This window comes from Microbacterium insulae (assembly GCF_042677065.1).
In the GTDB taxonomy this organism is placed as follows: Bacteria; Actinomycetota; Actinomycetes; order Actinomycetales; family Microbacteriaceae; genus Microbacterium; species Microbacterium insulae.
Window position 1 is genome coordinate 640,775 of record NZ_JBHTII010000002.1, and the last position, 25,471, is coordinate 666,245.

Consider the following 25,471-nt stretch of genomic DNA (forward strand, 5'->3'; position numbering starts at 1 on the left):
GTAGCGCGTAGGAGGACCGGCTTACGTCCTCGAGACCTCCGCGTGGCCAACGCTGGAGCCCAGGTACACTCCCAAAGGTGCCCACTTCCGACGATGAGCTGCGGTTCCTAGAGGCCATGACTCGAGTAGCCCAGGCTGCAGAGGATCCGGGCAACCAGCGGATGTACGACTTGGCGATTGGGGGCGCCGAACAGTTCGTTAGCGAGTACTTCGATTGCTCGCATGGAGGTAACGCGTACGCGCTGTGGATGGGCGTGAGCGACGAATACGACGATCCGCGCGGCCGCTACTCTGAGGAGGCCTGTGAAGCGATGGGACGCAAGGTGGCCAACGAGTGGTTAGCCGTAGACCAGTCGTCATCTGTTGCGATCGACGCATTCTTCGCTCGCTGGCAGACACCGGAAGCTTGGTCGCTCGGAGCCGAGCCGCAGTCACCGTGGGAAGTCAGCCCGACGCGTTAGCACCCACGTGCCCTCGCCTTGCGCGCTGCCGACGAAGTGGAACCGCGCACGCAGGCGGACCGGCAATCGCACGTGGAGCCGACTGCTTCACTACGATCTGCGCATGGGGAATGCCGAGGCAGGATGGTTCGACGACGGCTCCGGCCGACAGCGCTGGTGGGACGGTGCCCAGTGGACCGAGCACTACGCCGACATGAGCGGGTCAACCGTCGAGCTGCACACATCATCTACGGTCGCCGTAGCTTCACACGCCGCCGGCTGGTACGACGACGGGCGCGGGCGCCTGCGCTGGTGGGACGGAACCCAGTGGGGGCAGCAGACCCAGTTCATCGAGGAGCCTCACTCGTTCGCGGGCATCACGGTGGCGGGCAGCTGGATCTTCCTGGGCGAGATGAGCCAGCCCATCGGCGGCGCCATGGCTTCCTTCGAGACTGCGGGTGACATCGGCGAGCGATCGACTCTGACTCGTGCCGCAGCCGGCGGCCTCCTCTTCGGGCCGGCCGGAATGATCACCGGCGCGATGTTCAAGAAGAAGGTCGATCGTCGTGAGTTCTACATCTCGATCGACGGGCCCGAGCAGTTCTGGGTTGCGCCGGTTAACCCGAACCTAGGACTCCAAGCACGTCAGTTCGTGGCCTGGGTGAACAGCGTCTCCCGGCACTACTTCCGCCGGTAGCGGCGCACGCGGCACGACCCGCACCCGTGCTTCAGCGGACCATTGCACGAATGAGCCGGCGGACGCACTACTCCGCCATATCATTCATGAGTATCCCAGAGCGCTGCCGTCGATCTCCTTCGTGCCATCGGCGTTACCCTCACACCTGGCCTGAGTGACAAGGAGTTGATGGCCGCTCAGTCCGCCTACAGCGTGCACTTCGGCACCGACCACCGCGAATTCTTGTCCGAGGCGCTCCCCGTCGGGGACCGGTGGCTTAACTGGCGAAACCTCGACGATCATCGCATCCGGGCCGCGGTTTGCTGGCCGTTTCAGGGAGTGCTGTTCGATGTCGAGGCGAATGCGTTCTGGCCAGCGTCGTGGGGTGAGAAACCGAAAGACGAAGATGCTCGCCGTAGGGTGGTCGAAGCTCGTGTCGGACTGTGGCCGCAACTGGTGCCGCTCTACGGGCATCGCTATCTTCCCGCGGACCCACATGGAACCCGCGCTCCTGTCCTCTCCGTCTACCAGACCGACGTCATCGTGTATGGGGACGACCTGCTCGACTACCTCCACCACGAGTTCCGTCCCGGAGAACATTCGCACGCGACGCGCATCACGGCATCCCTCCTTCCCCCGTGGACACTCTTCGCGTTCGGACACGACATCCCCTGAACGTGGCGAGACACACCTACGTCCCTCGTGGCGGCGCCCGCAGAACGACCGGCATTCGAGTCGCGGTTATGCCGTTGATCGTGGCGAGCGCAGGAAAGATACGACGAGCGCGAACCCACCGAGGGCGAGGCAGGCGAGGTTGACGATGAACATCGCCAGCACTGACCACGAGATCTCACCGGTGCTCCGGGCTAGCACCACGACGGACGACAGGAGGGAAACGACTACCAACGCAACTCCTCCGGCGATCGAGAGGGGCGCGTGGTCTCGTTTCACGAGCAGTCGCACAGCCACGGCAAGCAGGACGATTCCCATTGCCGCACCGCAGATCGCGACGGCGATCGCGGACAAATCCGGGGGTAGGTGGGGGCTGCGGCGTCCTCCGAAGCTACCAATAAACATTGCGATCATGCCGGTGGGCAGGATCCACGAAGCCAGGCCGACGATGGGGTCTCCGCGCCGAACTGGCGGGTTATGGGTCGCGCGCCACTCGCGTCGCGAGACCCGCTGATGGACTTCATCGCTCCGCGAGTCTCCTGACACACGGCAAACCTACGTGACGCGTCGCACTAATCGGTCCACTTGCGCGGATAGCAACGGAACCGCGTGCGCTGCACGACCGGCCAGAGAGCGAGCAGCGGATCGCCCTTCACGAGCGATGCCCGTTTAGGGATCGGATCATGCCACGGGTGCAGCCAGGGCGTCGAAGGCCGGCTGCAATCGTCGTGCTCGATCGGAGTCGGTCTTGGTGACCTCATCGAGGAGCAGTCGAGTCAGCGCGGTTCGGGCGCGGTCGAGGTCGTCGGCGACGAGCTCGCCGATCAGTGTTGCTTCGAGCCTGTCCAGGTCGTCTGTGGGTAGTCGGTCGATCTCGCGGCCGTGCCATGCGTTGAGCCCGGCTCGTGCGCACATGAGGGCGAGCACCTGACTACGTAGTCCGTCGAGCATGGACGTCGCCTGCCAGAGCTTGCCCCGCGCGATCGAGGAACGCGCATGGAGGGCGTACAGCCAGCCCATCCCGATCATCGCCGAAGCGTCGGCCGGGGTCGGCTCGGTGGGTGCGTTGGGTGTGCCGAACAGAACATGGAAGCCCGGTTCGGTGGCGCGGAACTTGTTGTGCGGCCAGAACGACACATCGACCTGCAGGGAGTTGGAGAGGAGGAACACCCGGTAGCGGGCACCGGCCGACCGCACATCGTGTGTGTCGGACAGGCCGTGCTCGTCGCCGATGGCCTGGGTCCATTCGTCGACCAGTTGCTGTTCGTCGACGCCGTGGTCGAGCTGCAGAGCGAGGTCGATGTCGGACCAGTCGTCTTGGGTTCCGCGCGCCGCCGATCCGACCAGCGCCGCGCCGATGACTCGCTGGTCGGCGACAGCCCGCGCGATCAGACTGGATTGGATCGTGTCTCGATCCGTTGCAGAGAACATGGCGCAACACTTGCACGGACGTCGGATGTTTCATGTACGTTGCCGGATCGCGGACGCTCGTTGGGGCGCGCTCAGCGGGCGATGCGCGCTTAGGGATGGCGAACGAGCGCGCTCGGAGCCGTGCGCGACGTATTCGCACCGCGCATTGCCCGATTGCGGATGGCCATTGAGCTCGCGGAGCCCCGCACGCGACGCCCCGCTTCCGGGCGTTGCCCGTTACGGATCCGACTCGGGTGCGCTCCCTTGCTCCGGGTGGGACGCTCGCGGCATGAATGGAATACAGATTGGCTACGCCAGAGTCTCGACCGCCGATCAGGACCTCACCTCGCAGCGGGACGCGTTGCTGAGACTCGGATTCCTCGATGCGAAACATCTACGTCGATCACGGCCTGACAGGTACCAACCGCGCCAGACCCGGGCTGCGTGAGGCGCTCGCCGCAGTCCGAGAGGGCGACACCCTCGTCGTGACCAAGCTCGACCGGCTCGCCCGATCGGTCAGGGACGCACGCGACATCGCCGACGAACTGACGACGAAAGGCGTCGCGCTCAGTCTCGGCGGAAGAAGATACGACCCCACAGACCCGGTGGGGCGGCTCCTGTTCAACGTGCTCGCCATGGTCGCCGAGTTCGAACGCGACCTGATCAGCATGCGCACGAAGGAAGGTATGGCGGTCGCCCGCGCCAAGGGACACCTGAAAGGCAAGCAGCCGAAGCTGTCGATGACACAGCGCAAACTGCTGTTCGATGTGCAGGACCGCGGCGAGTACACGCAGACGGAGATCGCTGAGCTCTTCTCGGTCTCCCGCGCCACCGTCTACCGCGAACTGCGGCGACGCCGGGTCGCGTTCCTCGCCACCTGCGAAGCACACATCTTCTGATATCCCAGGGCTCCGCCGGTCCCCCGCGGAGTCAAGCATCCAGACCATTGGCAATTCTTGCCAACGCTCGTATGCTGGGTGCATGGTCACGATGAATGTCTCGCTTCCCGACTCGCTCAGACAGTTCGTCGATGAGCAGGTGTCCGAACGAGGCTTCGGCACCACCAGCGAGTATGTCCGCGAACTGATTCGATATGACCGGGATCGATCTCTTCTCCGTGAGCGCATCCTGGCCTCAGCGGATGCGGACTACTCCGAGCCGATGGACGGGGCATACTTCGAACGGCTACGCGGCGTGATCCGCGCCGCCAGCGAGGGCACTGCCGCGCGGTGACCGGGAAGCGGGTGCGCACACGCACCACCGCGGAGGCGGAACTGCACTCCGCGATCGCCTTCTACACGGACAAAGGTGCGTTGGATGCCGCGCTGGGCCTGGTGGACGAGTTCGAAGCCGCATTGGAAGCGATCGGCAACCATCCGGCCATCGGATCCCCTCGACTCGAGGTCGAACTCGGCATCCCCGGCGTCCGTGTCTTCGCCCTGCGAACCTACCCCCACGTCATCGTCTACTTCGATACCGCCGATTTCGTCGACGTCCGGCACGTGCTCCACTCCAAGCGCGACATCCCGGCCCGAATGACCGAGTAACCAAACGCACACTCCCGTCCGTCAAACGCGCACCGCCCGCATGCGGATCCGGCCGTGCACAGCTGCTGTGCTCTCTCGCGCCTGCACACCTAGGATCGCCGGATGGATCACTTCGACGTCGTCGTAAAGGTGAGCTGTTCCGAACTACCGAGCGAGCTCGGGCGGGTGGGACCAGGAGTTACGACTTCGCGTGGCTGAATGCGCCAGCGGAATGAACGTACGGATTCACCGTAGGTCGCTCCTCTGGCCGTACGGCCCGGAGGAACTCGTCGTCCAGAGCACGTCAGTTCGTCGAGGCGTTCTCCGGGCCCGGCGGCATCGGAGAGGCGGACTTCCCAAACCACACCCCAGCCAAACCCGGCGAGCAAGCGCCGGCGTCAGGTTGCTGCTCCGACGCCTGACCTTTGATCTGATTCGCAACCAAGTGGTCGCCGCCCCCGCTCGACTGCTATCCCTGAGCTCGCCCGCCGACCGCTCCGTCTACTGAGCGGCGAGGGCCCACCATGAGGCGCGAGACTTCTTCCATCCGCGGATGCCGCTCGTCGCCGTTTTCGACCACGCCCTTGTGCCAGGTCAACTCGAGGCCGTCAGACGTGTCCTGCAGCACCGAGAGATTGTTGTCGAACCACGGCCCCTTGGTCGTCGTCCATTCGAACGGGGGATCGGGTACTTTCGCCGAGCGGGCAACGACGGCACCGACGGGACGCGCCAGGCCGTATGACATCACCACCGAGAACCAGCGCATCAGGATCGGTAGCGGATTGCGCACCGGAGAGCACACGGCTTGCACGATCCTGCCCCCACCGGACCGCTCGACCTCTGCGACATACGAGAAGTGCACGTCGCCGGAGAGCACCAGCAGCGAGTCGGGCGCGTCGCCGCGGCCTCCATCAGCGATCTCTGTCAGGATGCCCGCCAGCGACTGGAAGCTGCTCTGCCAGGCAGCCCAGTGCTCGAGATCCACCATCTGCCGCAGGCGTTCGCCGATCCGGGCGGCGAAGCGCCCCCAGGCGCCCTGCGAGATCGCCTCGTCCCAGGACTCGATGTGATGCAGCCCGATAGGCAGCAGGAACGGGAGCGAGGTCGCGATGAGCAGATGCCGGAAACCGCCTTGCAGCTGCTCGTCCAGCCACGCCCACTCCGTCGAATCAACCAGCGCTCGGGCCGTGGGCGTGAGGTCGCGTGCTGCGCGGGAGTCGACGACGACCAGACGGATGTCGCCGAAGTCGCGGCAATAACTGAAACGGTACGTGCGAGGCTCCCGGTCCACGCGATCCGCCCAGGCATCCAGCGCGTCGGTGATGTCCAGCTCGCCGGGACCGGCGTGCGCGTTGATCCGTTGCCAGATCTCGTCGTCTGCGCGTTGTGCGGGAGAGAGGTTGCCGAGGTGTTGGTAGACCCAGTACGAGGCCAGCCCGGCGACAACGCGGTCGTGCCACCACGATGTCGCCTCCATCTGCTTCTTCCAGTCCAGTGACGCGTTCCAGTCGTCGCGCACGTCGTGGTCGTCGAAGATCATGGCGCTCGGCACGGTCGACAGCAGCCATCGGTTGGCATCGTCCGACCAAGCGAGCCGATACAGGTGCGCGTACTCCTCGAAGTCTTTGAGCTCTTTGCCGGGCGGCTCGCGAATGTCGCGGCGATCGCGAATGTACTCCTGCATGGCCTCGGTGGTCATGTCGGCGTACACCTGGTCACCCAGGAGCAGGATGAGATGCGGCCGAAGCGACGCATCCTCGCCCAGTGCCAGAGCGAACGTCCGCATCGCGTCGACGCCATGTGTGCGATTGCCGGTGGCGTCGTGGTCCACGCTCGTGCGACACGATCCCCACGCCATCCGCAGAGGCTGCTCAGGCGCGCGGGTGGCGATGACGGGAGCCGGCAGGGACGAGTCCGGGTCGGGCCACACCCGCTCTCCGTCCAGACGAACCTCATAGGGCATCACCGATCCCGGTTCGAGGTCGTCGAGTGCGACGAGGGCGTAGTGATGTCCGTGCACCGCGAAGGTCCGAGTTCGCCACTCGCGCTCGCCGACGCGCACGGTCACGGCAGCGTCGTCCGCAGTCTCGACCCAGACGGTCGCGCAGGTTTCTGCGGTGTAGCGCAGCATCGGTCCAACGAGAAGAGCGGAAGACGCCATGATTCCATGTCTAACGCTCGTCGCTTGCTCGGGCCACAGGTTGACGGGGAAGCACCGGTGTGGTCAGCGCGGATGTATCAGGCTTACGCTGTCCATACCCCCGCAGGAAAGGAACTGCCCCATGGGCGGAACGGAGCAGACCCGCTCCGGGCGCATTCCCGGTCCCGGCGAGTCGAGCATCCCTAAGCTGGAAGTCGACGAGAACGTCGCGCCTCGTCCAGAGGAAGAGGTGGCCGACGTCGCGCGGGCGGAACCGGCCGACACGCTGTGGGTCGGACGCGACGATCGATTCATGCGTGCGCTCCCGACGCCCATCGCCGCTTTCATCGATGCCACGAACACGGGCGACTCGGATGCCTTCGTCGCGGCGTTCACCGAGGACGGGGTCCTTGACGACTGGGGACGTGTGGCGCGTGGTCACGAGAGCATCCGCGAGTGGGATCGCACTGACAACATCGGCAAGGAGTCCCATTTCGAACTTGTCGATATCGTCGCGGAGGCGAGACCCGACACCTACCTCGTGCACCTCCGAGTGACGGGGAAGGGGTTCAACGGAACGAGCCCGTTCCGGTTCTCGCTGCGCGGCGATCGGATCGAGAGCCTGAAGATCGTTCCCGACTGATCCGCACGCGTTCGGCCAGGAGCAGTTGAACCCGAATGCTCCGCAAGGCGAGAAGAGGCGACATGGATAACCGGATCGAGATAGCTGCTTCTCGCTGAGGTCACGGTCGGGCGAAAGGTCGTCCCGGAGCAAGCTCGCCCGCCGAAGGATCCCGTGGACCAAATCGGCGCTCGCGCTGGACCAGCTTCCGCACCCTGCGCGGATGCTGATGGCTTAGCTCGACGCCGTGAGGTGTCGCGCGAAGAAGCGGGCCGCGTCTTCGCCCGCGTATTCCGGTACGGCGGTGTGGCCGCCCAGGTTGGCCTGGAGGGTCTTCTCCTTGGAACCGAACGCGTCGAACAGGTCGAGTGCCAGCTGGCGGTCGTTGCCGCGATCGTCCCACTGCAGCAGGACGTGGAGCGGGATCGAGACGTCGCGGGCTTCCTCGATCATCTCGGCCGGGACGAAGCTGCCGGCGAACATGCCTGCCGCAACGATTCGCGGTTCGACGCGTGCGAGACGGATGCCAATCGCGATCGGCCCACCCGAGTAGCCGACCGGACCACCGATCTCGGGAAGCATCAGCAGCGCGTCGAGCACGGCCTGCCACTCCGGCACAGCGGCCTCGACGAGCGGGACGACGAGCCGACGGATGATGTCGTCGGTGACCGGCCCACCGTCGGCCAGCACGCGGGCCAGGTCGGCGCGTGCCTCGTTCACCGCAGGGAGCGCGGGCCGATCCACACCGCCCGGTAGCTCGATCGCTGCGGTGGCGAACCCGTCCGCGGCGCTGCGCCGGGCACGGTCGACCAGGCGCGGCCGCATCTGCTGCAGCCCGCCGGGATGTCCGAGCAGGATCAGCGGCACAGGGTCGGCCGGGGATGCGGAATCCGGCGTCCACAGGATGCCGTCGAGGGTGAAGTCGCGCTCGAGAAGTCCGTCTTCGAGTCGTCGTTCTGAGGTGAATCGCACGAGTGTGCCTTTCGGGATGCCAGTGAGTCGGCGCCCCCGGGCTCTCTAGCGCCCGACCGTGACCTCAGTGAGGAGCACCCATGTCGATACGTTCACGGGGTATCACCTCCTCAACTCGTGCGCGGCCCCACAACACTACCAACCGCGTCTCTGCCCGCCCGCTGCACCCCATCAACGTGCGCTGCCCGAGTGCGGACCGCGTGGCCGGTCGACAGGAGGGCGAGTTGACCGGCCAGAATGAGTGGATGCGTCTCTCTCGTCGCCGTGGACTCAGAGTTCGGGCCTCCGCAACGCTGTTCGCGGGCGTCCTCGCGATGTCCGGGTGCGCACTCGAGGCGACCGAGCCCGCGATCGAGGTCACGTCGGGCAACGGGGTGTTCGCACCGCTTGAGATCGAGGTGACGGGATTGCCTCCTGGCGCGGAGGTCAGTCTGCGCTCAAAGACCAATCTGGACGACATGGCATTCGCTGCGCGCGCGGTCTTCATCGCGGATCCAGACGGCGTGGTCGATCTGACCAGCGCACAGCCTGTTGACGGCGACTGGTCGGCAGCCGACCCCATGGCTCCCTTCTGGGCCGGGACTGGTGGCAGCGTCCGCCAAGCGTCGATGTGGGACGAGCCGTACGACGTGACGCTCACCGTCGCCGATGACAACGGCAACCCCCTCGCGGAAACGACCGTCCGTCGGCCCGGGCTCGCCCCAGGCATCCGCGTGCAGCAGGTCACCGACGACGGCATCATCGGCGTCTATGCCACCCCCGCAGAGATGGACCCTGGAGAGCCGCGACCCGCAGTGCTCGCGTTCGGCGGATCCGAGGGCGGAGGCGAGTTCGCGGCCGCCACCGCACGCTGGATCGCGGGCTTGGGCTACCCCGCGCTGGGAATCTCATACTTCGGCTCCGACGGGCAGCCGACAAGGCTCGAGGAAGTGCCCGCCGAGACATTCCTCACCGCGCTGGACTGGCTGCACCAGCAACCCGGCGTGGACGGCGAGCGTGTCTTCACCTACGGTGCTTCGCGGGGCGGCGAGATGGCACTCTGGCTCGCCGCAACACATCCCGGCAAGGTGTTCGGGGCATTCGCACCCGTCGGAGCAGGCGCGATCGTCTGCGGCGTTCCCGACACCACACTCCCCGCGTGGACGCTCTCCGGACACCCCTTGGTCGAAGACTGCTTCGGACCCGAGGACACCCGCATCCCCGCGAGCGCCGGCATCGACGTCCGCGCGATCACCGGTCCCGTCGTCCTGGCCTGCGGCACCGAGGACCAGCTCTGGCTTTCCTGCGAGTTCGCGGACGACATCCTGAACCGTCGCGAACTCGAGCAGCAAACGCTGCTCGCCCGCGGCGAGGGCGCTGACCACTACGTGACCATGGCGCCCTACATCCCCTGGCCGGACCTCACCGATGATCCCTCAACGCTCGCCGAATCCCACACCGTCCGCGTCGAGCTCTGGCAGAGCATCAACGAAACCCTCGCAGCCGCCAGCCAATGACCTGAACCCGCTTGCACCTACGCTGCCCGCACTCGACCACCCCCTCCCGCGCAATGGCCGCTCGGGGATCCGATCGAATCACTGCGGCGCGGGTGGTGCCGGATTCGCGTGCGCGAGTTCGATGTCGAGGCGTCCGATCGTGAAGTAGACCGGTGAGGGGAAGGGGGGGCAGCCGCCGCTGACGGAGCGCGTCGAGGGTGATCGACCGGACCTAGTGGCGGTCCTCCGCGCCGGACGCCACGCCTCGGAGGGGTTCCGGAGGGGATCGCCCCGCTCGCGTCCTGCAAGCAGAAGCCCGGTATCTCGTTTGGTCCGAGATACCGGGCTTCTTGGGTTGTGCACCCCCAGGGACTTGAACCCTGAACCCACTGATTAAGAGTCAGTTGCTCTGCCGATTGAGCTAGAGGTGCGTGATCCGCCGTTGCGAACCGAGGGTCAACGTTACCATCACGATTGCGTCACCGGAAATCGAGGCCATCCTTCGCCGGATATCCTGGACGGGTGACCTCACCCTCCCCCGCGACGCCCTTCCACGCGCCGTTCGAGGGTGACCTTCAGGACGAATTGGCATTCGCTCTGAGGCTGGCGGATGCGGCGGACGCGGCATCCATGAGCCGCTTCGACGCCCCCGACCTCGAGGTCTCGACGAAGCCCGACGCGACGCATGTCACCGAGGCCGACCTCGCGACCGAGCGGGCGATCCGCGCGCTCCTCGCCGCGGAGCGACCCGGGGATGGGGTGTTCGGCGAGGAGTACGGCACGACCGGAGACTCGGCGCGCCAGTGGATCATCGACCCCATCGACGGCACCGCCAATTACCTCAAGGGCATCCCGATGTGGACGACGCTGATCGCCCTCGCGATCGACGGGATCCCTCGCGTCGGGGTCGCGAGCCAGCCCGCCATCGGCCGACGCTGGTGGGCTGCGACGGGACTCGGCGCATGGACGAACGGCTCCACGGGACAGCCCCGTCGGATCTCGGTCTCGGACGTCGACGCGATCTCCGAGGCGAGCGTCAGCTTCCAGAGCATCGGCCAGTGGCGGGATGCCGGCGAGCTCGACGCCCTCGAACGCCTGACCTCGGCCGTCTGGCGCGACCGGGGCTACGGCGATGCCTGGCCCTACATGCTCCTGGCCGAAGGCCGTCTCGAACTGGTCGCCGAGTTCGGGGTCAAGGAGTACGACATCGCGGCGCTCGTGCCGATCATCACCGAAGCCGGCGGACGATTCACCTCGTACGCGGGCACCGACTCCCTCGCCGAACGCTCCTCCCTCGCCACCAACGGCGCGCTCCACGACGCCTTTCTGCACCTGCTCCACTCCCCCTGACGACCTCCCCCAACCCTCCCCCGGAGACCGCTCGATGTTTTCCCCGCGACACCGAACCGGCGCCGCCATCGTCCTCGCTCTCACCGTCGCCTCTCTGGCAACGGCGTGCGCGGCCGGTCCGCCCCCCGCGCCGCTGCCGACCGAGTCGGTCGCAGGAACGCCCTCCGCCCCCGCGCCCGAGGTGTCGCCGACGCCGACGGTCGACGCCTCGACCCCCGATCCCACCTGCGAAACCCTCATCGGCCCCGAGATCGTCGCCGACTTCGAGAGTGTCGGGTGGAGTTCGCAGGCCGAGCCGCTCCGCGTCGGCGACCGCACGGTCGACGACGGCCTGCAGTGCGTGTGGGCGGACTTCGAAGGCCCCGCCGGCGACCACCTGCAGATGTTCGGCTGGGGACGGATGCCGGAAGACGAGGCGTCCGAGGCGCAGGCCTGGCTGGTGTCCCAGGGATGGATCCGCGAGGATTCCGAAGAAGGCATCTACATCACGACCCCCAAGGGGACGGCCATCGTCGTCGACGACGACGGATACGGGATGACGTACCTCTTCGGCGACGGCTGGGTGAAGTTCGCCGACACACGTCAGGGACTGCTGCTGATCGAATGGCCGCCGGCCTGACCTGATCGTCGTCAGTCCCGCAGAGAGAGGTCGGGCAGGGCGCGCCGGCCGAACTCATTGCTCAGCGCGCTGCGGGCGGCGAACCAGCCCGCGAGCCCGTGGACCCCGGGGCCGGGAGGCGCGGACGCCGACGCCAGGTAGACGCCGGGAAGCGGCGTCCTCCACGGATCGAGGCTCAGAGCGGGGCGGCGGATCATCTGCCACAGCGTGGGCGCGCCGGCCGCGATGTCGCCTCCGGGATAGTTCGGATTGTGCGCCTCGACCTCGACCGCCGAGCGGGAGTGGACCGCGAGGATCGTGTCGCGGAAGCCCGGAGCGAATCGCTCGATCTGCGCGATCACGGCCTCGGCGCGGTCGGCAGGACTGCTGGAAGGGACGTGCGTGTACGTCCAGAGCGTGTGCTTGCCCTCGGGTGCGCGGCTCGCGTCGAACAGCGTGGGCTGCGAGACCAGGACGTAGGGCCGCTCGGGGAGTCGACCGCGGTTCACCTCGTTCTCGGCATCCGCCACCTCCGCCCGCGTCCCCCCGACGTGCACGGTTCCCGCGCGGCGCACCTCGGGGTGGGTCCACGGAACCGGGTCGCTCAGCGCGAAGTCGATCTTCGCGACGGCACCGCCGTAGCGGAAGGTCTCGAGTGCCCGGCGATAGCGCCACGGCATCAGGTCGCCCGCCCAGCGCAGCAGGGTGCGCGGCGTGACGTCGAGCACCTTGACCCGGGCGGAGGGAAGCTCGCCGAGCGAGCCCACCTCACGGTCGAGCACGACGTCGCCGCCGTGCGCCCGCAGGTCGTCGATCAGGGCGTCGATGATCGCCTGACTGCCGCCGACCGGGATCGGCCAGCCGCGCGCGTGCGCGTAGGCGCCGAGCGCGAGGCCCGCGCCCGCGGCCGCGATGGACGGCTGCGGCAGGATCGTGTGGGCGGCGACCCCCGTGACCAGGGCGGGGGCGACGTCGCCGCGGAAGCGGGCGTTCCATGCCGCGGACCCCTGCTCCAGCGCGCGCAGACCGAACGAGACCGCGGTGGCCGGGGAGCTCGGGACACGGAGCAGGGACGAGCCGGTGAATTCTGCGACCTCCGACGAGCGCTCCACGAGCGGCCGCATGAGTCGTTCGTAGGCACGACCGTCCGGGCCGAGTTCGCTGCGGGTGCGCGCGAGATCGCGGTAGGCGAGGCCGGCGCGGCCGCCGTCCAGCGGATGCGCGAAGGAGAGCTCAGGCGTGACGAAGTCGACGCGATGCCTCAGCCCGAACTCGCGGAAGAACCGCGACTCGAAGGCGAGGGGGTGGACGGCGGAGCAGACGTCGTGCTGGAATCCGGGGAGGGTGAGCTCGCGGGTCGCGGCACCTCCACCCGCCTGGTCTGCTCGCTCGAACACCCGGACCCGCAGGCCCGATCGGGCGAGCGTCACCGCCGCGGCGAGGCCGTTGGGGCCTGCGCCGACGACCACCGCATCCAGGTCGGTTTCGCTCACGCCTCCGCCTGATCCTCTCCGCTGCGCGCCATCTCGTCTCCCGCGGTCGTGTCGGCGCGCGGCCGTCGCGCCCTTCCTTCAGCAAGGTACGCCAAGCGGTGCAGGGTCTCGGTGTTGCGCCAGTGGAGGAAGACGTCCATGAGCGGCGCAGGCACATACTTCCCCGGCCCCGCCACGGCCTCTTCCTGAATCCGCACGAGACACTCCTCACCGCGCTTCTTCACGTCGATGGTGACGCGCGCCTCTCCGATCGGCCAGCCGCGGGCGCGCATGACCATGTGGTGCGGCGGGTCCCAGGCCTCGGCGACCGTCCGGTCGTCGATGAGGAACGGCCAGGCGCCGAACGAGTGATGGAGGCTCGCGCCCGCTCGCGGCCACGCGTCATCCACTTCGCGCATGCGGGATGCCCCGACCACCCAGGCCGGGTAGAGCCACCCGTCGGCGAGCACGTCGAAGACGTCCGTCGGTGTGCATCGCAGCACTCTCACGTTGCGCGACATGGCCACCCTCCTCGGTCGACAGCAGCGATCTCCTTCTCCACTGCCCATTCAGGCAGAATGAGCGACCGCCGTCGACGGTCTTGACAGCCGCGCTTCGCGGATCCGGATCGTCGGCCGATCGATAGGGTCGGAGAAGCGCCGCGTGGCGCGTCAAGGAGGTCGGCGATGGAGCACTTCGACACGGTCGTGGTCGGCGCGGGGGTCGCGGGACTCACCGCGGCTCGCCTGCTGAGCCGCCACGGGCAGCGCGTGCTCGTGCTCGAGGCCCGCGACCGGGTGGGCGGGCGCGTCTCGACCGATCGTCGGCTCGGCCGCGCGACCGACATGGGCGCGTCGTGGATCCACGGCATCACCGACTCGCCCGTCGCGGCCGCCGCAGAGGCGTTCGGCATGCGCATGGTCGAGTTCACGGTCGGCGGATACCAGCCCGACAGCCGCCCCATCGCGCACTACGGCCCGGATGGGCGGCGGCTGAGCGCCGAGGCCGCCGAGCGCTACGTGACCGACATCCACGCGGTCGATCGTGCGCTCCTCGACGCGATCGCCGAGTCGGCACCGGATGCCTCGTACCGCGACGTCACCGAGCAGGCCCTCGCCGCGCAGGGGTGGGATGCCGAGCGCACCCAGCGCGTGCGCGAATACCTCGAGCATCGCTCCGAGGAGCAGTACGGCGCCTGGATCGAGGACCTCGCCGCCCACGGGCTCGACGACGACCAGATCGACGGCGACGAGGTGGTCTTCCCCGACGGGTATGACGTGCTCCCCCGGCGACTCGCCGAGGGCCTCGACTCCGCTTGACGCACGTCGTCTCGCGCGTGCGCTGGTCCGACGTGGGCGTCGAGATCGAAACCGACCACGGCACCGTCACCGGCTCCACCTCCATCGTGACGGTGCCCGTGGGGGTGCTGCAGTCCGAGGAGTTCGTCATCGAGCCAGCCCTCCCCGAGCCCGTCGCGGGCGCGCTCGGACGCCTCCGCATGAACGCGTTCGAGAAGGTGTTCCTGCGGTTCGCCGAGAAGTTCTGGGACGACGACGTCTACGTCATCCGGCAGCAGGGACCCGAGGGCCGTTGGTGGCACTCGTGGTACGACCTCACCGACCTGCACGGCGAACCCACCCTGCTCACCTTCGCCGCCGGTCCCGCGGCGGTCGAGACCCTCGACTGGTCTGAGGAGAGCATCACCGAGTCGGTGATGGAGCAGTTGCGGCGGCTGTACGGCGAGTCCGTTCCGCGGCCGACCCACGTGCACGTGACGGACTGGCAGGACGACCCGTTCTCGCGCGGCTCGTATGCCTTCATGACCGTCGGCTCGACGACCGAGGACCATGACGCCCTCGCGACACCCGTCGGCGGTGTGCTGCACCTCGCCGGCGAGGCGACCTGGACCGACGATCCGGCCACCGTGACCGCCGCGATGCTCTCCGGACACCGTGCGGCCGTCCGCGTCCTCGGTCGGGATGTCCCGATCGAGGACGCCTGGAGCTGACGCTCCCCGGCGCCCCTACGCCGCCACCCGCACGCCGGCGGGAACGACCGCCGTCTCCGACGCCGCGCTGCCGAGCGTCCGCACCCGCCACCCCGCGTCGCGCCAGGCGGCGGCCGGGAGGCAGCGGCGTCCGTCGACGACAGCGCGATGCGCGACGAGGCGTCCGAGGGTCACCGGATCGGCGCCGACGATCTCGGGCCACTCCGTGAGGACGAGCACGAGATCGGCTCCCGTGACCGCCGCCTCGAGCGTCGCCGCGTAGCTCAGCGTCGGGAACGAGCGGCGGGCCGTCGCCGACGCCTCGGGGTCGTACACCGAGACGAGCGCGCCGCGAAGGTGCAGCGCGGCGGCGACGTTGAGGGCGGGCGAGTCGCGCACGTCGTCGGTGTCGGGCTTGAAGGCCGCCCCGAGCACGGCGACGCGGGCGTTGAGGATGTTGACCGGGCAGGCCTCCATCGCGAGCTCCACCACGCGCTGCCGCTGAGACATGTTGATCTCGTCGACCTGCTGCATCAGCCCGGCCACCTGGAGGGCGCCGAGCTCGCTCGCGCGGTGGGTCAGCGCACGGATGTCCTTCGGCAGGCAGCCCCCGCCGAACCCGAGCCCGGCGTTGAGGAAGCGACGCCCGATCCGTGCGTCGTATCCAATGGCGTCCGCGAGGGTCGTCACATCGGCGCCGGTCTTCTCGCACATCTCCGCGATGGCGTTGATGAACGAGATCTTCGTCGCAAGGAAGGCGTTCGCGCTGACCTTCACCAGTTCGGCGGTGGGCAGATCGCAGGTCACGACGGGGGCCCCGGCCGCGATCGCCGGCCCGTAGAGGCGCCGCAGCTGCTCCTCGGCCCACGGCGAGGCTCCCCCGATGACGACCCGGTCCGGACGCAGCGTGTCCTCGACCGCGTACCCCTCCCGCAGGAACTCGGGGTTCCAATCGAGCTCGACGTGGAGGTGGGCGGGGGCCGCGGCATCCACCATCTCCCGCAGTCTCGCCGCTGTTCCCACGGGCACCGTCGACTTGCCCACGATGAGGCCGTCGTGGGTCAGCGCCTCGGCGACCGCACGCGTCGCACCCTCGACGAAGGAGAGGTCGGCCGCGTGGCTCGACGCCTGCTGCGGGGTTCCGACGCAGATGAAGTGCACATCGGATGCCGCGACCGCCGCCGCGAGATCGGTCGTGAAGCTGAGCCGTCCGGTTTGGACGTGCGTGCGGATCAGCTCGGGCAGGCCCGGTTCGTGGAACGGCACCTCGCCTCGCTCGAGGGCGGCGATCTTCGCGGGGTCGTGGTCGACCCCGATGACGGTGAAGCCCATCTCGGCGACGGCGGCGGCGTGCGTGGCGCCGAGGTAGCCGGTGCCGATGACGCTGACGCGCAGGGGCGTCTCGTCGGCGATGGGGACGGGAGCGGGCCGGAGGTTCGGTGACATGGGATCTCCTCTGTGGGCGCGGAACGGACGGATCAGTAAGGGATCAGACGGAAGTCGGCGGAGGGGCGGGCGAGCCCGTCGCGGAACGCGGCGAGCGAGTCGGCGCGGGAGTCGATGCGCCAGTCATTGGTCACGCGATCGCCCCCGCTCACCGTCGTGACGGCGATGTTGAACCATGCGAGGCCGATGATGTCGTCGTTCTCGGGCTCGCCGAGTGAGGCGAAGAGGCTGTTGAGCCACGTGACCTTCTTGCCGCCGTTCTCGGTCGCGCCCACCTCGGCGAGGAGGATGGGCTTGTCCGTGAGGGCGCGCAACTGGTCGAGCGTCGCCCCGAACGTGTAGTCGAAGGTGAAGTTGTTCGCAGAGACGAAGGGGGTGCGCAAGTAGCCCGAGATCCCCACGAGGTCGACGTACTCATCGCCCGGGTAGAGGGACTGCAGGTACGCGGGGTCCTGGTGGCGGGACGGGAGATTGTTGACGATGTTGGGTGCCCACGTCCAGATGACGAAGTCGTTCGCTCCCTCGCTCTCGAAGATGTCGTGCACGTGCCGCCAGACCGCCGCGTAGTCGCCGGGCCGGTTGCCGTTGTTCGAGGAGCCGTTGGTCTTCTGCTCGGCCCAGGGGTACCACGTGCCGTTCATCTCGTGATTGAGCCGGATGCCGAGCGGGAGGCCGGTGGCGACGATGTCGCGGGCGTACTGCCGCAGATAGTCGTCGAATGCTCCGCCGAGAATGCGCGGGAGTGAGTACACGGGGTCTTCGGCGACGTCGTTGGCCGCTGCGATCGGCCGCGACTCCCACGTGAGCATCGGCAGCAGACCGCGCTCCCACGAGCGCGCGACCGCGTCGCCGCGGAAGGTCTGGTCCCAGCCGCCGAAGTACCCCACCATGCTCTGGCGCGTCCCTGCCTTGAGCGCCGCGTCGTCGAACGTCGCGAAGTTGAACGGGGCCTGCGCCGTGTACATGCCGAAGTAGCGCTGCTCCGGGGCCAGGAGAGTGGCGATCGGCGGCGCGGTGATCGCGGGCTTGACGGGCGGCTTCGCCGGTGCCGCCGGCGCCGGCGCGACCGCCTGCTCGCCGCCGCCCTCGGGGGCCGTCCGGTACACCACGACGGTGTTCGTCTCGGGCTCAGGAGCGGGAGGGGCGGGGGTGGGCGGAGTGGGCTTCGGGGTCGTCGTGGGCTTCGGCGTCGGGGTCGGCGTTGCGGCCCGCGGCGTCGGCGTGACGTTGGAGGTATCGCGGTCCGCCGCATCCAGCTTCGCCTGGAGCGAAGCGTTCTCGGCCAGTGCGGCGGCGAGCTGATCCTCGGCACTGGGACCGGGAGTGAATCCGCCGGGCGAGGCCCACACGACGGCGCTCGTGGCGACCAGGGCAACGGTCAGGACGAGTCCGCCGAGCGCGGTGAGCTTGGAGGCACGGCCACTGGTGGCCCACCAGGTGCGGGGCGTGCTGTCAGACAATGATCCAGACCTCCAGGGCGATGATGGCGGCGCCGATGACGTAGGGCCACGCGGCTTTCGGGTTCAGGCGGCGGCGTGGTGCCGCCGCGGGGGCGGGCGTGGACGCGGTGACGGCGAGCCGGCGCGCGACCCGCGTCTGCGCGGCGACGGCTGTCGCGACCGATCCGGTGCGCGGCGCGGTGTCCTCCTCGGGGAGGATCTCTCCGAAGAGCCGGTTCATCGGCTCCAGGGGTGCGGAGTCCTCGAGCTCGCGGTGCATCCGCTCGCTGACGGCATCCGCGGAGGTGGTGGACGCCTGCTCATCGGAGGTCGGCGCATCGCCGCCGGCGTACGCGCCCGCCCGGGTGCCCCATCCGCTCGCGTGGCCCATGCGGAAGAAGCCGATGAGGCGGATGGGCATCAGGAACAGCGTCGAGGTGATGATGAAGACCGGCAGCCGCAGGAAGTCGCCCGGCTTCTCGGAGAGGTGGCGTAGCTGGCGGATCGCCATGCTCAGCACCGACGAGACCACGATGAGCGCCACCACCCAGAGGATTCCCGAGCCCATTCCGAGCTCCTGGAGGATCGCGGCGTAGAAGTTCTGACCGGCGCCCACCGTCGCCCGGTAGATCCAGCCGATGAGCACACCCGCCAGCAGGAACGGGAGCACGATGTCCATCACCATGAACAGGGCGAGCATCGGCGCGTGTCCCAGCATCCACGGCAGCATGCGCAGCGTGTTGTACTGACTCCCCCGCGCCCAGCGCAGCTGCTGCTTGTAGAGCTTCTTGATCTTCAGCGGAGCGTCGGTGTAGACGAGGCTCGTGTGCTGGTAGACCGTGCGGTAGCCCTCCTGCAGCGTCAGGTTGGTGAGGGTGCGGTCGTCGGAGATCTCCAGGAAGACGCCCATGAACTTCTGGGTCATGAACTTGTCCATGACCTTCACGAGGATGCTCCGGCGGAACGCGATCGTGCGTCCGGGGAGGCAGCCCACCTGGCCGACGACGCTCTGCGCGGGCATCGAGTAGAGCGACCGCGTGTTCTCCAGCCAGTCCGCCCACCGCGTGATCCAGCTGCGCTCGGGCTCGAGGATGCGCTGGCGCGTGGTGACCCCGCCGACCCGCTCGTCCGCGAACGGCTTCACGAGCTCGTCGAGCGTTCCGGGCATCCAGATCGTGTCCGAGTCCACGAGCACCGAGATCTCGTAGCGCGAGAGCTCCACCCCGACCTTGACGGCGTTGCGCTTGCCGGCGATGGGCGTGTGCACCCAGCGGACTGCGGGCGCGAACTCCGCGCACACCTCCTCGAGGTCGAGATTCCTCGCGCCGTTGATGACGACGATGATCTCGCTGGGGTTCTGCTCGGTGATGCGGCGCAGAACGTCCCGGAAGAGGTCGAGCGGCTCGTCGACGACCGGGATGATGACGCTCGTCCCCGCCCGATGAGGGGCGGTGTACGGCCGGTAGCGCATGCTCACGAGCACCTTCAGCAGCCACATCCCCCAGATGAGCAGCGAGTAGACCGCGAACAGATAGAGCTCGGGATATCCGCCCAGCATGTGGCGGACCTGCAGCAGGAAGATGAACACGGCGATCCTTCCGAACGGGTGGGGGAAACCCACCTCGTCGGGGGCCGTCGTTGATGACGAGTCCACGCCTCCTGCCCGGTCCGCGCAATCGACACGCCCACACCGTCACGTAACGTTTACGGGCGCCGCTTGTCGGCATTCCGGCGGACACGGCATCCAGCAATCCCAGGTCGGGAGGAAGAAAATCTCGCGCTTCGGCCGGGTGCGGGAATCACCGCTCCCAGGTTCGGTTCACACCGCCGTCACGCCCCGCAATCACGGCGGAAACACGGCAGTGGACCGGGATGCCGCTGTCAGAGGTCGGCGCGGGCGTCGGGATCGTCGGCGATCCGATCCGCCTCGCGGGCGACGGCCTCCTGCTCGGCCTCCGACAACGGCGGCAGACCGACCTCGTCTGCCGGGATGCCCGCGTACGGGTCTGCACCCGGGAACTCCTGATCGAACGACCCGGCGACCCTGCCCCCGGGCGGAACCTCATCGCCCGCGGCACCCAGGATCGTCTCTTCCCCGGGAGGCTGCTCCGGCACGTCGTCACCGAGGTGCTTGCGGTGCCACTGTTCGCCCATGTCCACTCCTGCCGTCGGTGCCGCGCGGGTCGCCCTCGCCCCGGTGATCGGTGCCGACGACGACGTCAGCCGAGTTCGGATGCACCGGTGCGCATGAAGTCTACGACGGCGCTCGCGCGGATAGTCTGCGGGCATGCCATTGCTCCGAGGCGTCGTCCTTCCCGGGCTCGGCGCTGTCACGGTGCTCGTGGCGGCCGGGTGGGCGGTGCGCGTCATCGGCGGCGAAGACCCGCGAGAAGACCGAGCCGTCCGTGCGCTCCAGGGCGCCTTCGGCCACGGGCAGGGCGAGGAACCGGCCCCCGCCCTCGACGCCGCGGCCCCGGCGCGGACGCGCGAGCCCATCGATCGGGTCACCGCACCTCTCTCGTGGTACTCCGGCGTACCGCAGACCATCGCCGCCGGGGCGACCTGGTGCGCCGTCACCTGGCTGCTGACGCGCGACCGCCGCTCGGCGGTGGCCCCCGGGGTGGCGCTCGCGATCGAGACCGCGTGCTTCGTCGCCTCCGCGGCCGTCGTCGGGCGGCCACGGCCGCAGCGCGTGTGGCGGCCGGAGCACCCCCACGCGACATCCTCGTTCCCCTCCGGGCACACCGCGGCAGCCTTCGCGCTCCACGGCACGCTGGCCGATCTCCTCGATCGGCACCACCCCGGTGGCGGTCGACTCCGCGGCCCCCTCCTCCGGTACGGGATTCCGACGGCGATCGCCTTCTCGCGGATCTACCGCGGACAGCATCACATCTCTGACACCGTCGCGGGCGCCGTGCTGGGACGGTGGACCGCCGCACTGGTCCGGCGAGAACTCCTCTCGACCGCCCGCACGCCGGCTTCGCGGCGTCAGGTCAGCAGGTCGAGTGCGAGGAAGACGAAGATCGCGACGTCGCTGAGGAAGTGAATGAACCAGGGCCAGAAGAGCCCACGGGTCTCGACCATCGCTTTGCTCAGAATCCATCCCATGAACACCGCGAGCGCCGCGCCCATCAGGCCCCCCGGCGTGCCGAAGTAGTGCGCGACTCCGAAGAACACCGCCGTCTGCCACATGGCCTGCGTGCTTCCGACAGCCGGTTCGAGGGTGGCCAGAAGAGGTGCCCGGTAGGTGACCTCCTCGTTCAGCGCGTTCACCGCGGCGTAGACGACGATCGACGGGAGGGCGGGTACAACCACGAGCAGGTCCTCACCGGACGGTCGGATCATCACGTACGGGACCGCGAACAGCGCGAACGCGATCCCGAAACCCCAGATAAGACCGAACCGGTACCACGGGTCGCGGTGGGGAAAGCCCAGGAGGGGCGCCGGCTTGATCGGCGCTTTCAGCGACCCGACGGCGAGGAAGAAGTCCCGCCGCTTCAGTCCGAGCAGGAGCAGAAGACCCACCATCACCACGGATGTCGCGACCTTGGCGGTCTGCTCCGGCTGCATGCGCGCGTCGAACGGTGATCCACCCAGCAGCGCCTGGAGAGGCATCCAGACGGGGTGAAGGAGCGGGGCGACCTGCAGCAGCAGGAGGAGCGCGATCAGCACCACCGCGAACCGCCACAGACGCCTCGCTGCTCGGTGGAGAAGGCTGGCGCCGAGGACCGCCGCGACGACGACGAGCTGAACGACCCAGAGCCACGGAGGCACCGCTCCGGTCAGTTCGGCGAAGACGATGGCCGGGATGCTGCTCGCCAGGCAGAGGGCGATCCACGCCACGCGGATGGCGGCGGGCGAACCCAATCTGACGAGGCCCTCCGTCGGTCGAGCCCGGCTCTCCGAGGCCCCTCGGGACGACCGGAACACCATCGCACTCCGCCCTTCGCTCGCCCGTCAGGCCGGGGCGCCGCCGCCGCCGTTCGGAGCTCAGCGAGCTGCGCGGGCGGAGTCGCTCGTGGGCACCAGGTCGGCCGTGTGATACGTGAAGACCAGCCGCGCCGGGACGGCGCCGGCGAGGACTTCCTCGACCGATTCGTTGACCCGCTCGAGGTCGCGTTCCTCGGTGATGACTCGCGTGCGCCCGGCCGCGTGGAGCGCGAAGACCTCCGCGAGGTCCTGGCGCGTGCCGACGATCGAGCCGATGACGCTGATTCCCTTGAGGACCGTGTCGAAGATCGGGATCGTCAGCTCGCCACCCGCCGGCAGCGACACCAGCACGAGCCGGCCGCCGCGGTTGAGCGCGTCGAACGCCTGACGGAAGACAGTCGGTGCGACCGCCAGCACCACGCTGACGTCGGTACCGCCCAGGTCCCTGATGGCGGCGACCGGGTCCGTGCCGCGGGCGTCGACGACGTGGTCAGCGCCGAGTTCCGTGGCGAGCTGGAGCTTCTCATCGGTGACGTCGACGGCGATGACCTTCGCGCCCACGAGCCGGGCGTACTGGACGGCGAGGTGCCCGAGTCCGCCGACGCCGAAGATCGTGACCGTCTCGCCCGGGGTCACGTGCGCGTTCTTGATCGCCGCGTAGGTCGTCACGCCCGCGCACGTCAGCGGCGCGGCATCCACCGGCGTCACCTCGTCGGGCACCGGCGTGGCGAACCGGGCGTCCGCGAGCATGTACTCGCCGTAGCCGCCGGCCACCGCGTAGCCGTTGTTGTACTGGCGCTCGCAGAGGTTCTCCCTGCCGTCGACGCAGTAGCGGCAGTCTCCGCACGCGTGCCCGAGCCACGGCATCGCCACGCGCTGCCCCACGGTCCGGGTCGTCACCCCTTCCCCGAGCTCCTCGATGATCCCGACACCCTCGTGGCCTGGAACGAGCGGCAGCGTGGGCTTGACCGGCCAATCGCCGCGCATCGCGTGGATGTCGGTGTGACACAGCCCGCACGCTTCGAGGCGGACGAGGACCTGCCCGTGCCCCGGGTGCGGGATCGGGCGTTCCTGCACGGTGGCCGGCGATCCGAACGCCGTGACTTCAGCAATGCGCATGACTCCTCCAGGATGGTTCGACATGCCTCGAGCCTCGCGCAGCGTGCGACGCGGCATCCGGGTCGAAGGTCCCGCCGAGGCGAGGTCTACTGGCCGACCCACCACGGCATCATCGGTCCGAATCGGGCCGGGATGTAGACGAAGATCTGCGCGAGGGCCGACGTGAGAAGCGAGAGTCCGAACACCGACGCGGTGATGATCCACGCCATCATCTTGTGCTCCTCGAAGTCGGGCAGCAGCCGTCCCTCCTTGTCGCGCTGCACGCCCGCGAGGGTGAGGATCAGATCGATGAGCCACCACACACCCAGGCCCCCGATGGTCAGGAGCTTCGCGATGCCAGTGCCGATCTTGCCGAGGTAGAAGCGATCCACTCCCAGGAAGCCGAGCAACCAGGAGAACATCCACGTGGCGATGAACGACCGCTCCGGCGGAACGCTCGGGAGCGGCGGCGTTGGGGAAACGACGGCGTGAGGTGTGAGATTCGCAGACATGATGACTTCCTCTCTTTTCGACAGTTCCCGCCGGCCTCAGTGTGTGCCTCGCGGCGGTCGGCTGCCGGGCCGAAGGTCCCGCATCCGCGAGGCTGCGGGTTCCGGCAGCACGGGACTTACGTCCCGAGACCGGCGGCGACGGGGGCCGAGACTCACGACATGCCAGAGCTGAGAGATGCGGCGGTGTGGACGCTGAGCGAGGACGAGTGCTGGAACCTGCTCGCGCGCGGCGAGATCGGCCGGCTGGCGGTGACGGTGCAGGGCGAGCCCGACATCTTCCCCGTCAACTACGTGACGGACGGCCCGCACGTGCTGTTCAGGACAGCACCGGGATCGAAGCTCGCCGAACTCGCGGCGAACCCGCGTGTGGCCTTCGAGGTCGACGAGTACGACCCGCAGGTCGCGGCCAGCGTCGTCCTGAAGGGCTTCGCCACGCGTCTCGAGCTGCAGCGCGAGATCGACGAGGCAGATGCGCTGCCGCTCACCCCGTGGATCCCCACCCTCAAGTACCGCTGGGTGCGCATCAGCCCGACGTCGATCACCGGCCGCCGCTTCCGCCGCGGCCCCGAGCCCGATCGCTACGCGGCCTCGGCGGACGATCAATGGACGTGAGCCGCCGGCTCGATGCGCACCGCGACGAACAAAGGCCTCGAGGCCCGCGTGATTCCGCGGGCCTCGAGGCCCTGTTCCGTGACAGCGGAGTGGTGGAGATGGGGGGAATCGAATTCCGCTGTGGGCGATTCCCTCTTCCACATCAACCTGCAAAATCCGCGGAATCACGCGGCTCGTGCGGGAATGCACCGACAAGCAGATGCATTGAAAATCGCCCACATTCAGAGCAAGTGCGGGCGATTTGTGGGCGATCCGACGGAGTGGGACCTCAACATCGAATCGCGGGCGAGATGGGCAGCGGGCGTTTAAATCGAAATACGCACCGACGCTTCTCTAGCAGGCTACGCCGCGCAGCTGATCCCGGCCAGCCCATCGCGCGGGTTATCGCCCGATGACAGGCCCCGTCGACGCGCCACCAAGCTGGTGAGGGGCGGACATCCGGTTCTGCTCCTCCTGCATCCGGTTATAGGTTTCGCGAGTGATCAGGTCCGTGGCGAGACCCTGCTGGCGCGCCTTTGCCATCATCCGCGTCGCCGTGCTGACGCTGACCTCGAGCTCGTCGGCAACAAACCGCAATGGAGGCAGGCTCACCGTGAACGCGATCCGATAGAGCACCACGGCCTCGGTGATCGCTTCTGCCGTTGTGCGCTCCTCCGCCGCATGGATGTCCGCGCGGTAGTCGTCGAGCGACTTCGCGTCGGCCCCGTCACGCGCAACAGTGACGAGCCTCATCGCTGACGCCGCGACCACCGCTTGGACACGCACCGCACGCAACGTGAGAGCCGTGACCTCATCGCCTTCGTCGCTACGGTCGACGCGAACGGACGCGGCCACCACTCGGCGGAGGTCGCGGTCGTACCTCACCGCGATCCTGACCGCTCCCGGGATGCTGGCCTCCCCCATTACCACCGCATCCCATCCAGCAGCGATGCTGATCCCGTCACCCACGTCGACCCGCTCCGCAGCGATCGATTCGAGGTGAAGCTCGGTCATGTCGGCGAGTCTGTCATGGCTGGTCTACGAGGGCAATCCATGTCGTGAGGAATTCATGTCGCGCATTGCTCGGAATCGGAGTACGGTGTGCGCAAGTGCTG

Annotated in this window: 24 protein-coding genes, 1 tRNA gene and 2 pseudogenes; 13 read left to right on the plus strand and 14 right to left on the minus strand. The window is 68.3% G+C overall.

Annotation, left to right across the window (positions count from 1 at the left end; genetic code table 11):
* The first annotated feature begins 77 nt into the window (after nucleotides 1–77).
* From ACFQ0P_RS15685 to ACFQ0P_RS15695, 3 genes are all read left to right on the plus strand, one after another.
* Nucleotides 78–461 carry a hypothetical protein gene (locus ACFQ0P_RS15685; protein WP_204979568.1) on the plus strand — a complete coding sequence of 128 codons (384 nt, stop codon included), beginning with the start codon at nucleotides 78–80 and terminating at the stop codon, nucleotides 459–461.
* 103 nt (nucleotides 462–564) lie between these two features.
* Nucleotides 565–1,137, plus strand: coding sequence for a DUF2510 domain-containing protein (locus ACFQ0P_RS15690; protein WP_204979569.1), 573 nt, complete (start codon nucleotides 565–567; stop codon nucleotides 1,135–1,137).
* Between the two features lie 168 nt (nucleotides 1,138–1,305).
* A complete protein-coding gene (locus ACFQ0P_RS15695) occupies nucleotides 1,306–1,791 on the plus strand; it encodes a hypothetical protein (protein WP_204979570.1) in 486 nt (161 codons plus the stop codon).
* A 678-nt stretch (nucleotides 1,792–2,469) separates the two neighbouring features.
* Here the strand turns inward: ACFQ0P_RS15695 and ACFQ0P_RS15700 are convergent.
* A complete protein-coding gene (locus ACFQ0P_RS15700; protein ID WP_204979571.1) occupies nucleotides 2,470–3,219 on the minus strand; it encodes a nucleotidyltransferase domain-containing protein in 750 nt (249 codons plus the stop codon).
* A 268-nt stretch (nucleotides 3,220–3,487) separates the two neighbouring features.
* Between ACFQ0P_RS15700 and ACFQ0P_RS15705 the strand changes: the two are divergent.
* The 3 genes and pseudogenes from ACFQ0P_RS15705 to ACFQ0P_RS15715 all read left to right on the plus strand — a co-directional run bounded on the left by ACFQ0P_RS15705 (nucleotide 3,488) and on the right by ACFQ0P_RS15715 (nucleotide 4,745).
* Nucleotides 3,488–4,097: pseudogene (locus tag ACFQ0P_RS15705) on the plus strand (recombinase family protein).
* A gap of 82 nt (nucleotides 4,098–4,179) precedes the next feature.
* A complete protein-coding gene (locus ACFQ0P_RS15710; protein ID WP_204979572.1) occupies nucleotides 4,180–4,431 on the plus strand; it encodes a ribbon-helix-helix domain-containing protein in 252 nt (83 codons plus the stop codon).
* 11 nt (nucleotides 4,432–4,442) lie between these two features.
* Nucleotides 4,443–4,745 (plus strand): type II toxin-antitoxin system RelE/ParE family toxin, encoded by a 303-nt coding sequence (locus ACFQ0P_RS15715; protein WP_204979573.1) that lies wholly within the window; start codon nucleotides 4,443–4,445, stop codon nucleotides 4,743–4,745.
* A gap of 448 nt (nucleotides 4,746–5,193) precedes the next feature.
* Here ACFQ0P_RS15715 and ACFQ0P_RS15720 read toward each other — a convergent pair whose 3' ends face one another.
* Nucleotides 5,194–6,885, minus strand: coding sequence for an alkaline phosphatase D family protein (locus ACFQ0P_RS15720; RefSeq protein ID WP_204979574.1), 1,692 nt, complete (start codon nucleotides 6,883–6,885; stop codon nucleotides 5,194–5,196).
* Between the two features lie 121 nt (nucleotides 6,886–7,006).
* On the opposite strand from ACFQ0P_RS15720, the gene ACFQ0P_RS15725 reads away from it, so the two are divergent.
* On the plus strand, nucleotides 7,007–7,507 hold the full coding sequence (locus ACFQ0P_RS15725) for a nuclear transport factor 2 family protein (RefSeq protein WP_378772785.1): 501 nt from the start codon (nucleotides 7,007–7,009) through the stop codon (nucleotides 7,505–7,507).
* Nucleotides 7,508–7,720: 213 nt separating this feature from the next.
* Here the strand turns inward: ACFQ0P_RS15725 and ACFQ0P_RS15730 are convergent, their stop codons facing one another.
* The gene (locus ACFQ0P_RS15730; protein WP_204979575.1) at nucleotides 7,721–8,458 is read right to left on the minus strand and encodes a dienelactone hydrolase family protein; all 738 of its coding nucleotides are present in this window, start codon (nucleotides 8,456–8,458) and stop codon (nucleotides 7,721–7,723) included.
* 245 nt (nucleotides 8,459–8,703) lie between these two features.
* On the opposite strand from ACFQ0P_RS15730, the gene ACFQ0P_RS15735 reads away from it, so the two are divergent.
* Entirely contained in the window at nucleotides 8,704–9,954 is a 1,251-nt protein-coding gene (locus tag ACFQ0P_RS15735; protein ID WP_204979576.1) for an acyl-CoA thioesterase/BAAT N-terminal domain-containing protein, read from the plus strand.
* 337 nt (nucleotides 9,955–10,291) lie between these two features.
* On the opposite strand, the gene ACFQ0P_RS15740 is transcribed toward ACFQ0P_RS15735, so the two are convergent.
* A tRNA-Lys gene (locus tag ACFQ0P_RS15740) sits at nucleotides 10,292–10,364 on the minus strand.
* A gap of 91 nt (nucleotides 10,365–10,455) precedes the next feature.
* Here ACFQ0P_RS15740 and ACFQ0P_RS15745 point away from each other — a divergent pair.
* Together ACFQ0P_RS15745 and ACFQ0P_RS15750 are read left to right on the plus strand one after the other, a co-directional pair.
* Nucleotides 10,456–11,283, plus strand: a complete 828-nt coding sequence (locus ACFQ0P_RS15745) for an inositol monophosphatase family protein (protein ID WP_204979577.1) — start codon at nucleotides 10,456–10,458, stop codon at nucleotides 11,281–11,283.
* Between the two features lie 34 nt (nucleotides 11,284–11,317).
* Complete coding sequence (locus ACFQ0P_RS15750) at nucleotides 11,318–11,902, plus strand: hypothetical protein (protein ID WP_204979578.1); 585 nt, start codon at nucleotides 11,318–11,320, stop codon at nucleotides 11,900–11,902.
* An 11-nt stretch (nucleotides 11,903–11,913) separates the two neighbouring features.
* On the opposite strand, the gene ACFQ0P_RS15755 is transcribed toward ACFQ0P_RS15750, so the two are convergent.
* Together ACFQ0P_RS15755 and ACFQ0P_RS15760 are read right to left on the minus strand one after the other, a co-directional pair.
* A complete protein-coding gene (locus ACFQ0P_RS15755) occupies nucleotides 11,914–13,374 on the minus strand; it encodes a phytoene desaturase family protein (protein ID WP_204979579.1) in 1,461 nt (486 codons plus the stop codon).
* Nucleotides 13,371–13,874 carry an SRPBCC family protein gene (locus ACFQ0P_RS15760; protein ID WP_204979580.1) on the minus strand — a complete coding sequence of 168 codons (504 nt, stop codon included), beginning with the start codon at nucleotides 13,872–13,874 and terminating at the stop codon, nucleotides 13,371–13,373. The genes ACFQ0P_RS15755 and ACFQ0P_RS15760 overlap by 4 nt, the downstream gene beginning before the upstream one ends.
* A gap of 165 nt (nucleotides 13,875–14,039) precedes the next feature.
* Here ACFQ0P_RS15760 and ACFQ0P_RS15765 point away from each other — a divergent pair.
* Nucleotides 14,040–15,361: pseudogene (locus ACFQ0P_RS15765) on the plus strand (flavin monoamine oxidase family protein).
* Between the two features lie 15 nt (nucleotides 15,362–15,376).
* Here the strand turns inward: ACFQ0P_RS15765 and ACFQ0P_RS15770 are convergent.
* The 4 genes from ACFQ0P_RS15770 to ACFQ0P_RS15785 form a co-directional block, all read right to left on the minus strand.
* On the minus strand, nucleotides 15,377–16,786 hold the full coding sequence (locus ACFQ0P_RS15770; protein WP_204979581.1) for a UDP-glucose dehydrogenase family protein: 1,410 nt from the start codon (nucleotides 16,784–16,786) through the stop codon (nucleotides 15,377–15,379).
* A 32-nt stretch (nucleotides 16,787–16,818) separates the two neighbouring features.
* A complete protein-coding gene (locus ACFQ0P_RS15775) occupies nucleotides 16,819–18,246 on the minus strand; it encodes a glycoside hydrolase family 26 protein (protein ID WP_204979582.1) in 1,428 nt (475 codons plus the stop codon).
* Nucleotides 18,239–19,813: a glycosyltransferase family 2 protein gene (locus ACFQ0P_RS15780; RefSeq protein ID WP_204981451.1), complete on the minus strand. Its 1,575-nt coding sequence runs from the start codon at nucleotides 19,811–19,813 to the stop codon at nucleotides 18,239–18,241. The genes ACFQ0P_RS15775 and ACFQ0P_RS15780 overlap by 8 nt, the downstream gene beginning before the upstream one ends.
* Nucleotides 19,814–20,106: 293 nt before the next feature.
* On the minus strand, nucleotides 20,107–20,379 hold the full coding sequence (locus ACFQ0P_RS15785; RefSeq protein ID WP_204979583.1) for a hypothetical protein: 273 nt from the start codon (nucleotides 20,377–20,379) through the stop codon (nucleotides 20,107–20,109).
* 133 nt (nucleotides 20,380–20,512) lie between these two features.
* Between ACFQ0P_RS15785 and ACFQ0P_RS15790 the strand changes: the two genes are divergently transcribed.
* Nucleotides 20,513–21,271 carry a phosphatase PAP2 family protein gene (locus ACFQ0P_RS15790; protein ID WP_204979584.1) on the plus strand — a complete coding sequence of 253 codons (759 nt, stop codon included), beginning with the start codon at nucleotides 20,513–20,515 and terminating at the stop codon, nucleotides 21,269–21,271.
* On the opposite strand, the gene ACFQ0P_RS15795 is transcribed toward ACFQ0P_RS15790, so the two are convergent.
* The 3 genes from ACFQ0P_RS15795 to ACFQ0P_RS15805 form a co-directional block, all read right to left on the minus strand.
* On the minus strand, nucleotides 21,214–22,092 hold the full coding sequence (locus tag ACFQ0P_RS15795) for a CPBP family intramembrane glutamic endopeptidase (protein WP_204979585.1): 879 nt from the start codon (nucleotides 22,090–22,092) through the stop codon (nucleotides 21,214–21,216). The genes ACFQ0P_RS15790 and ACFQ0P_RS15795 overlap by 58 nt on opposite strands.
* 123 nt (nucleotides 22,093–22,215) lie before the next feature.
* The gene (locus tag ACFQ0P_RS15800; protein WP_204979586.1) at nucleotides 22,216–23,274 is read right to left on the minus strand and encodes a zinc-dependent alcohol dehydrogenase; all 1,059 of its coding nucleotides are present in this window, start codon (nucleotides 23,272–23,274) and stop codon (nucleotides 22,216–22,218) included.
* Nucleotides 23,275–23,360: 86 nt separating this feature from the next.
* Entirely contained in the window at nucleotides 23,361–23,765 is a 405-nt protein-coding gene (locus tag ACFQ0P_RS15805) for a TM2 domain-containing protein (protein ID WP_204979587.1), read from the minus strand.
* A 159-nt stretch (nucleotides 23,766–23,924) separates the two neighbouring features.
* Here ACFQ0P_RS15805 and ACFQ0P_RS15810 point away from each other — a divergent pair, with 159 nt between their 5' ends.
* On the plus strand, nucleotides 23,925–24,377 hold the full coding sequence (locus ACFQ0P_RS15810; protein ID WP_204979588.1) for a pyridoxamine 5'-phosphate oxidase family protein: 453 nt from the start codon (nucleotides 23,925–23,927) through the stop codon (nucleotides 24,375–24,377).
* 381 nt (nucleotides 24,378–24,758) lie between these two features.
* On the opposite strand, the gene ACFQ0P_RS15815 is transcribed toward ACFQ0P_RS15810, so the two are convergent.
* Nucleotides 24,759–25,370 carry a hypothetical protein gene (locus ACFQ0P_RS15815; protein WP_204979589.1) on the minus strand — a complete coding sequence of 204 codons (612 nt, stop codon included), beginning with the start codon at nucleotides 25,368–25,370 and terminating at the stop codon, nucleotides 24,759–24,761.
* Nucleotides 25,371–25,471 lie beyond the last annotated feature (101 nt).

Excerpts from the sequence above, each read along its gene's own strand:
- ACFQ0P_RS15690 (WP_204979569.1), top strand. The coding sequence starts at position 565 with ATGGGGAATGCCGAGGCAGGATGGTTCGACGACGGCTCCGGCCGACAG.
- ACFQ0P_RS15695 (WP_204979570.1), top strand. The coding sequence starts at position 1,306 with ATGGCCGCTCAGTCCGCCTACAGCGTGCACTTCGGCACCGACCACCGC.
- ACFQ0P_RS15700 (WP_204979571.1), bottom strand. The coding sequence starts at position 3,219 with ATGTTCTCTGCAACGGATCGAGACACGATCCAATCCAGTCTGATCGCG.
- ACFQ0P_RS15710 (WP_204979572.1), top strand. The coding sequence starts at position 4,180 with ATGGTCACGATGAATGTCTCGCTTCCCGACTCGCTCAGACAGTTCGTC.
- ACFQ0P_RS15720 (WP_204979574.1), bottom strand. The coding sequence starts at position 6,885 with ATGGCGTCTTCCGCTCTTCTCGTTGGACCGATGCTGCGCTACACCGCA.
- ACFQ0P_RS15725 (WP_378772785.1), top strand. The coding sequence starts at position 7,007 with ATGGGCGGAACGGAGCAGACCCGCTCCGGGCGCATTCCCGGTCCCGGC.
- ACFQ0P_RS15735 (WP_204979576.1), top strand. The coding sequence starts at position 8,704 with ATGCGTCTCTCTCGTCGCCGTGGACTCAGAGTTCGGGCCTCCGCAACG.
- ACFQ0P_RS15750 (WP_204979578.1), top strand. The coding sequence starts at position 11,318 with ATGTTTTCCCCGCGACACCGAACCGGCGCCGCCATCGTCCTCGCTCTC.
- ACFQ0P_RS15760 (WP_204979580.1), bottom strand. The coding sequence starts at position 13,874 with ATGTCGCGCAACGTGAGAGTGCTGCGATGCACACCGACGGACGTCTTC.
- ACFQ0P_RS15770 (WP_204979581.1), bottom strand. The coding sequence starts at position 16,786 with ATGTCACCGAACCTCCGGCCCGCTCCCGTCCCCATCGCCGACGAGACG.
- ACFQ0P_RS15785 (WP_204979583.1), bottom strand. The coding sequence starts at position 20,379 with ATGGGCGAACAGTGGCACCGCAAGCACCTCGGTGACGACGTGCCGGAG.
- ACFQ0P_RS15790 (WP_204979584.1), top strand. The coding sequence starts at position 20,513 with ATGCCATTGCTCCGAGGCGTCGTCCTTCCCGGGCTCGGCGCTGTCACG.
- ACFQ0P_RS15800 (WP_204979586.1), bottom strand. The coding sequence starts at position 23,274 with ATGCGCATTGCTGAAGTCACGGCGTTCGGATCGCCGGCCACCGTGCAG.
- ACFQ0P_RS15805 (WP_204979587.1), bottom strand. The coding sequence starts at position 23,765 with ATGTCTGCGAATCTCACACCTCACGCCGTCGTTTCCCCAACGCCGCCG.
- ACFQ0P_RS15810 (WP_204979588.1), top strand. The coding sequence starts at position 23,925 with ATGCCAGAGCTGAGAGATGCGGCGGTGTGGACGCTGAGCGAGGACGAG.
- ACFQ0P_RS15815 (WP_204979589.1), bottom strand. The coding sequence starts at position 25,370 with ATGACCGAGCTTCACCTCGAATCGATCGCTGCGGAGCGGGTCGACGTG.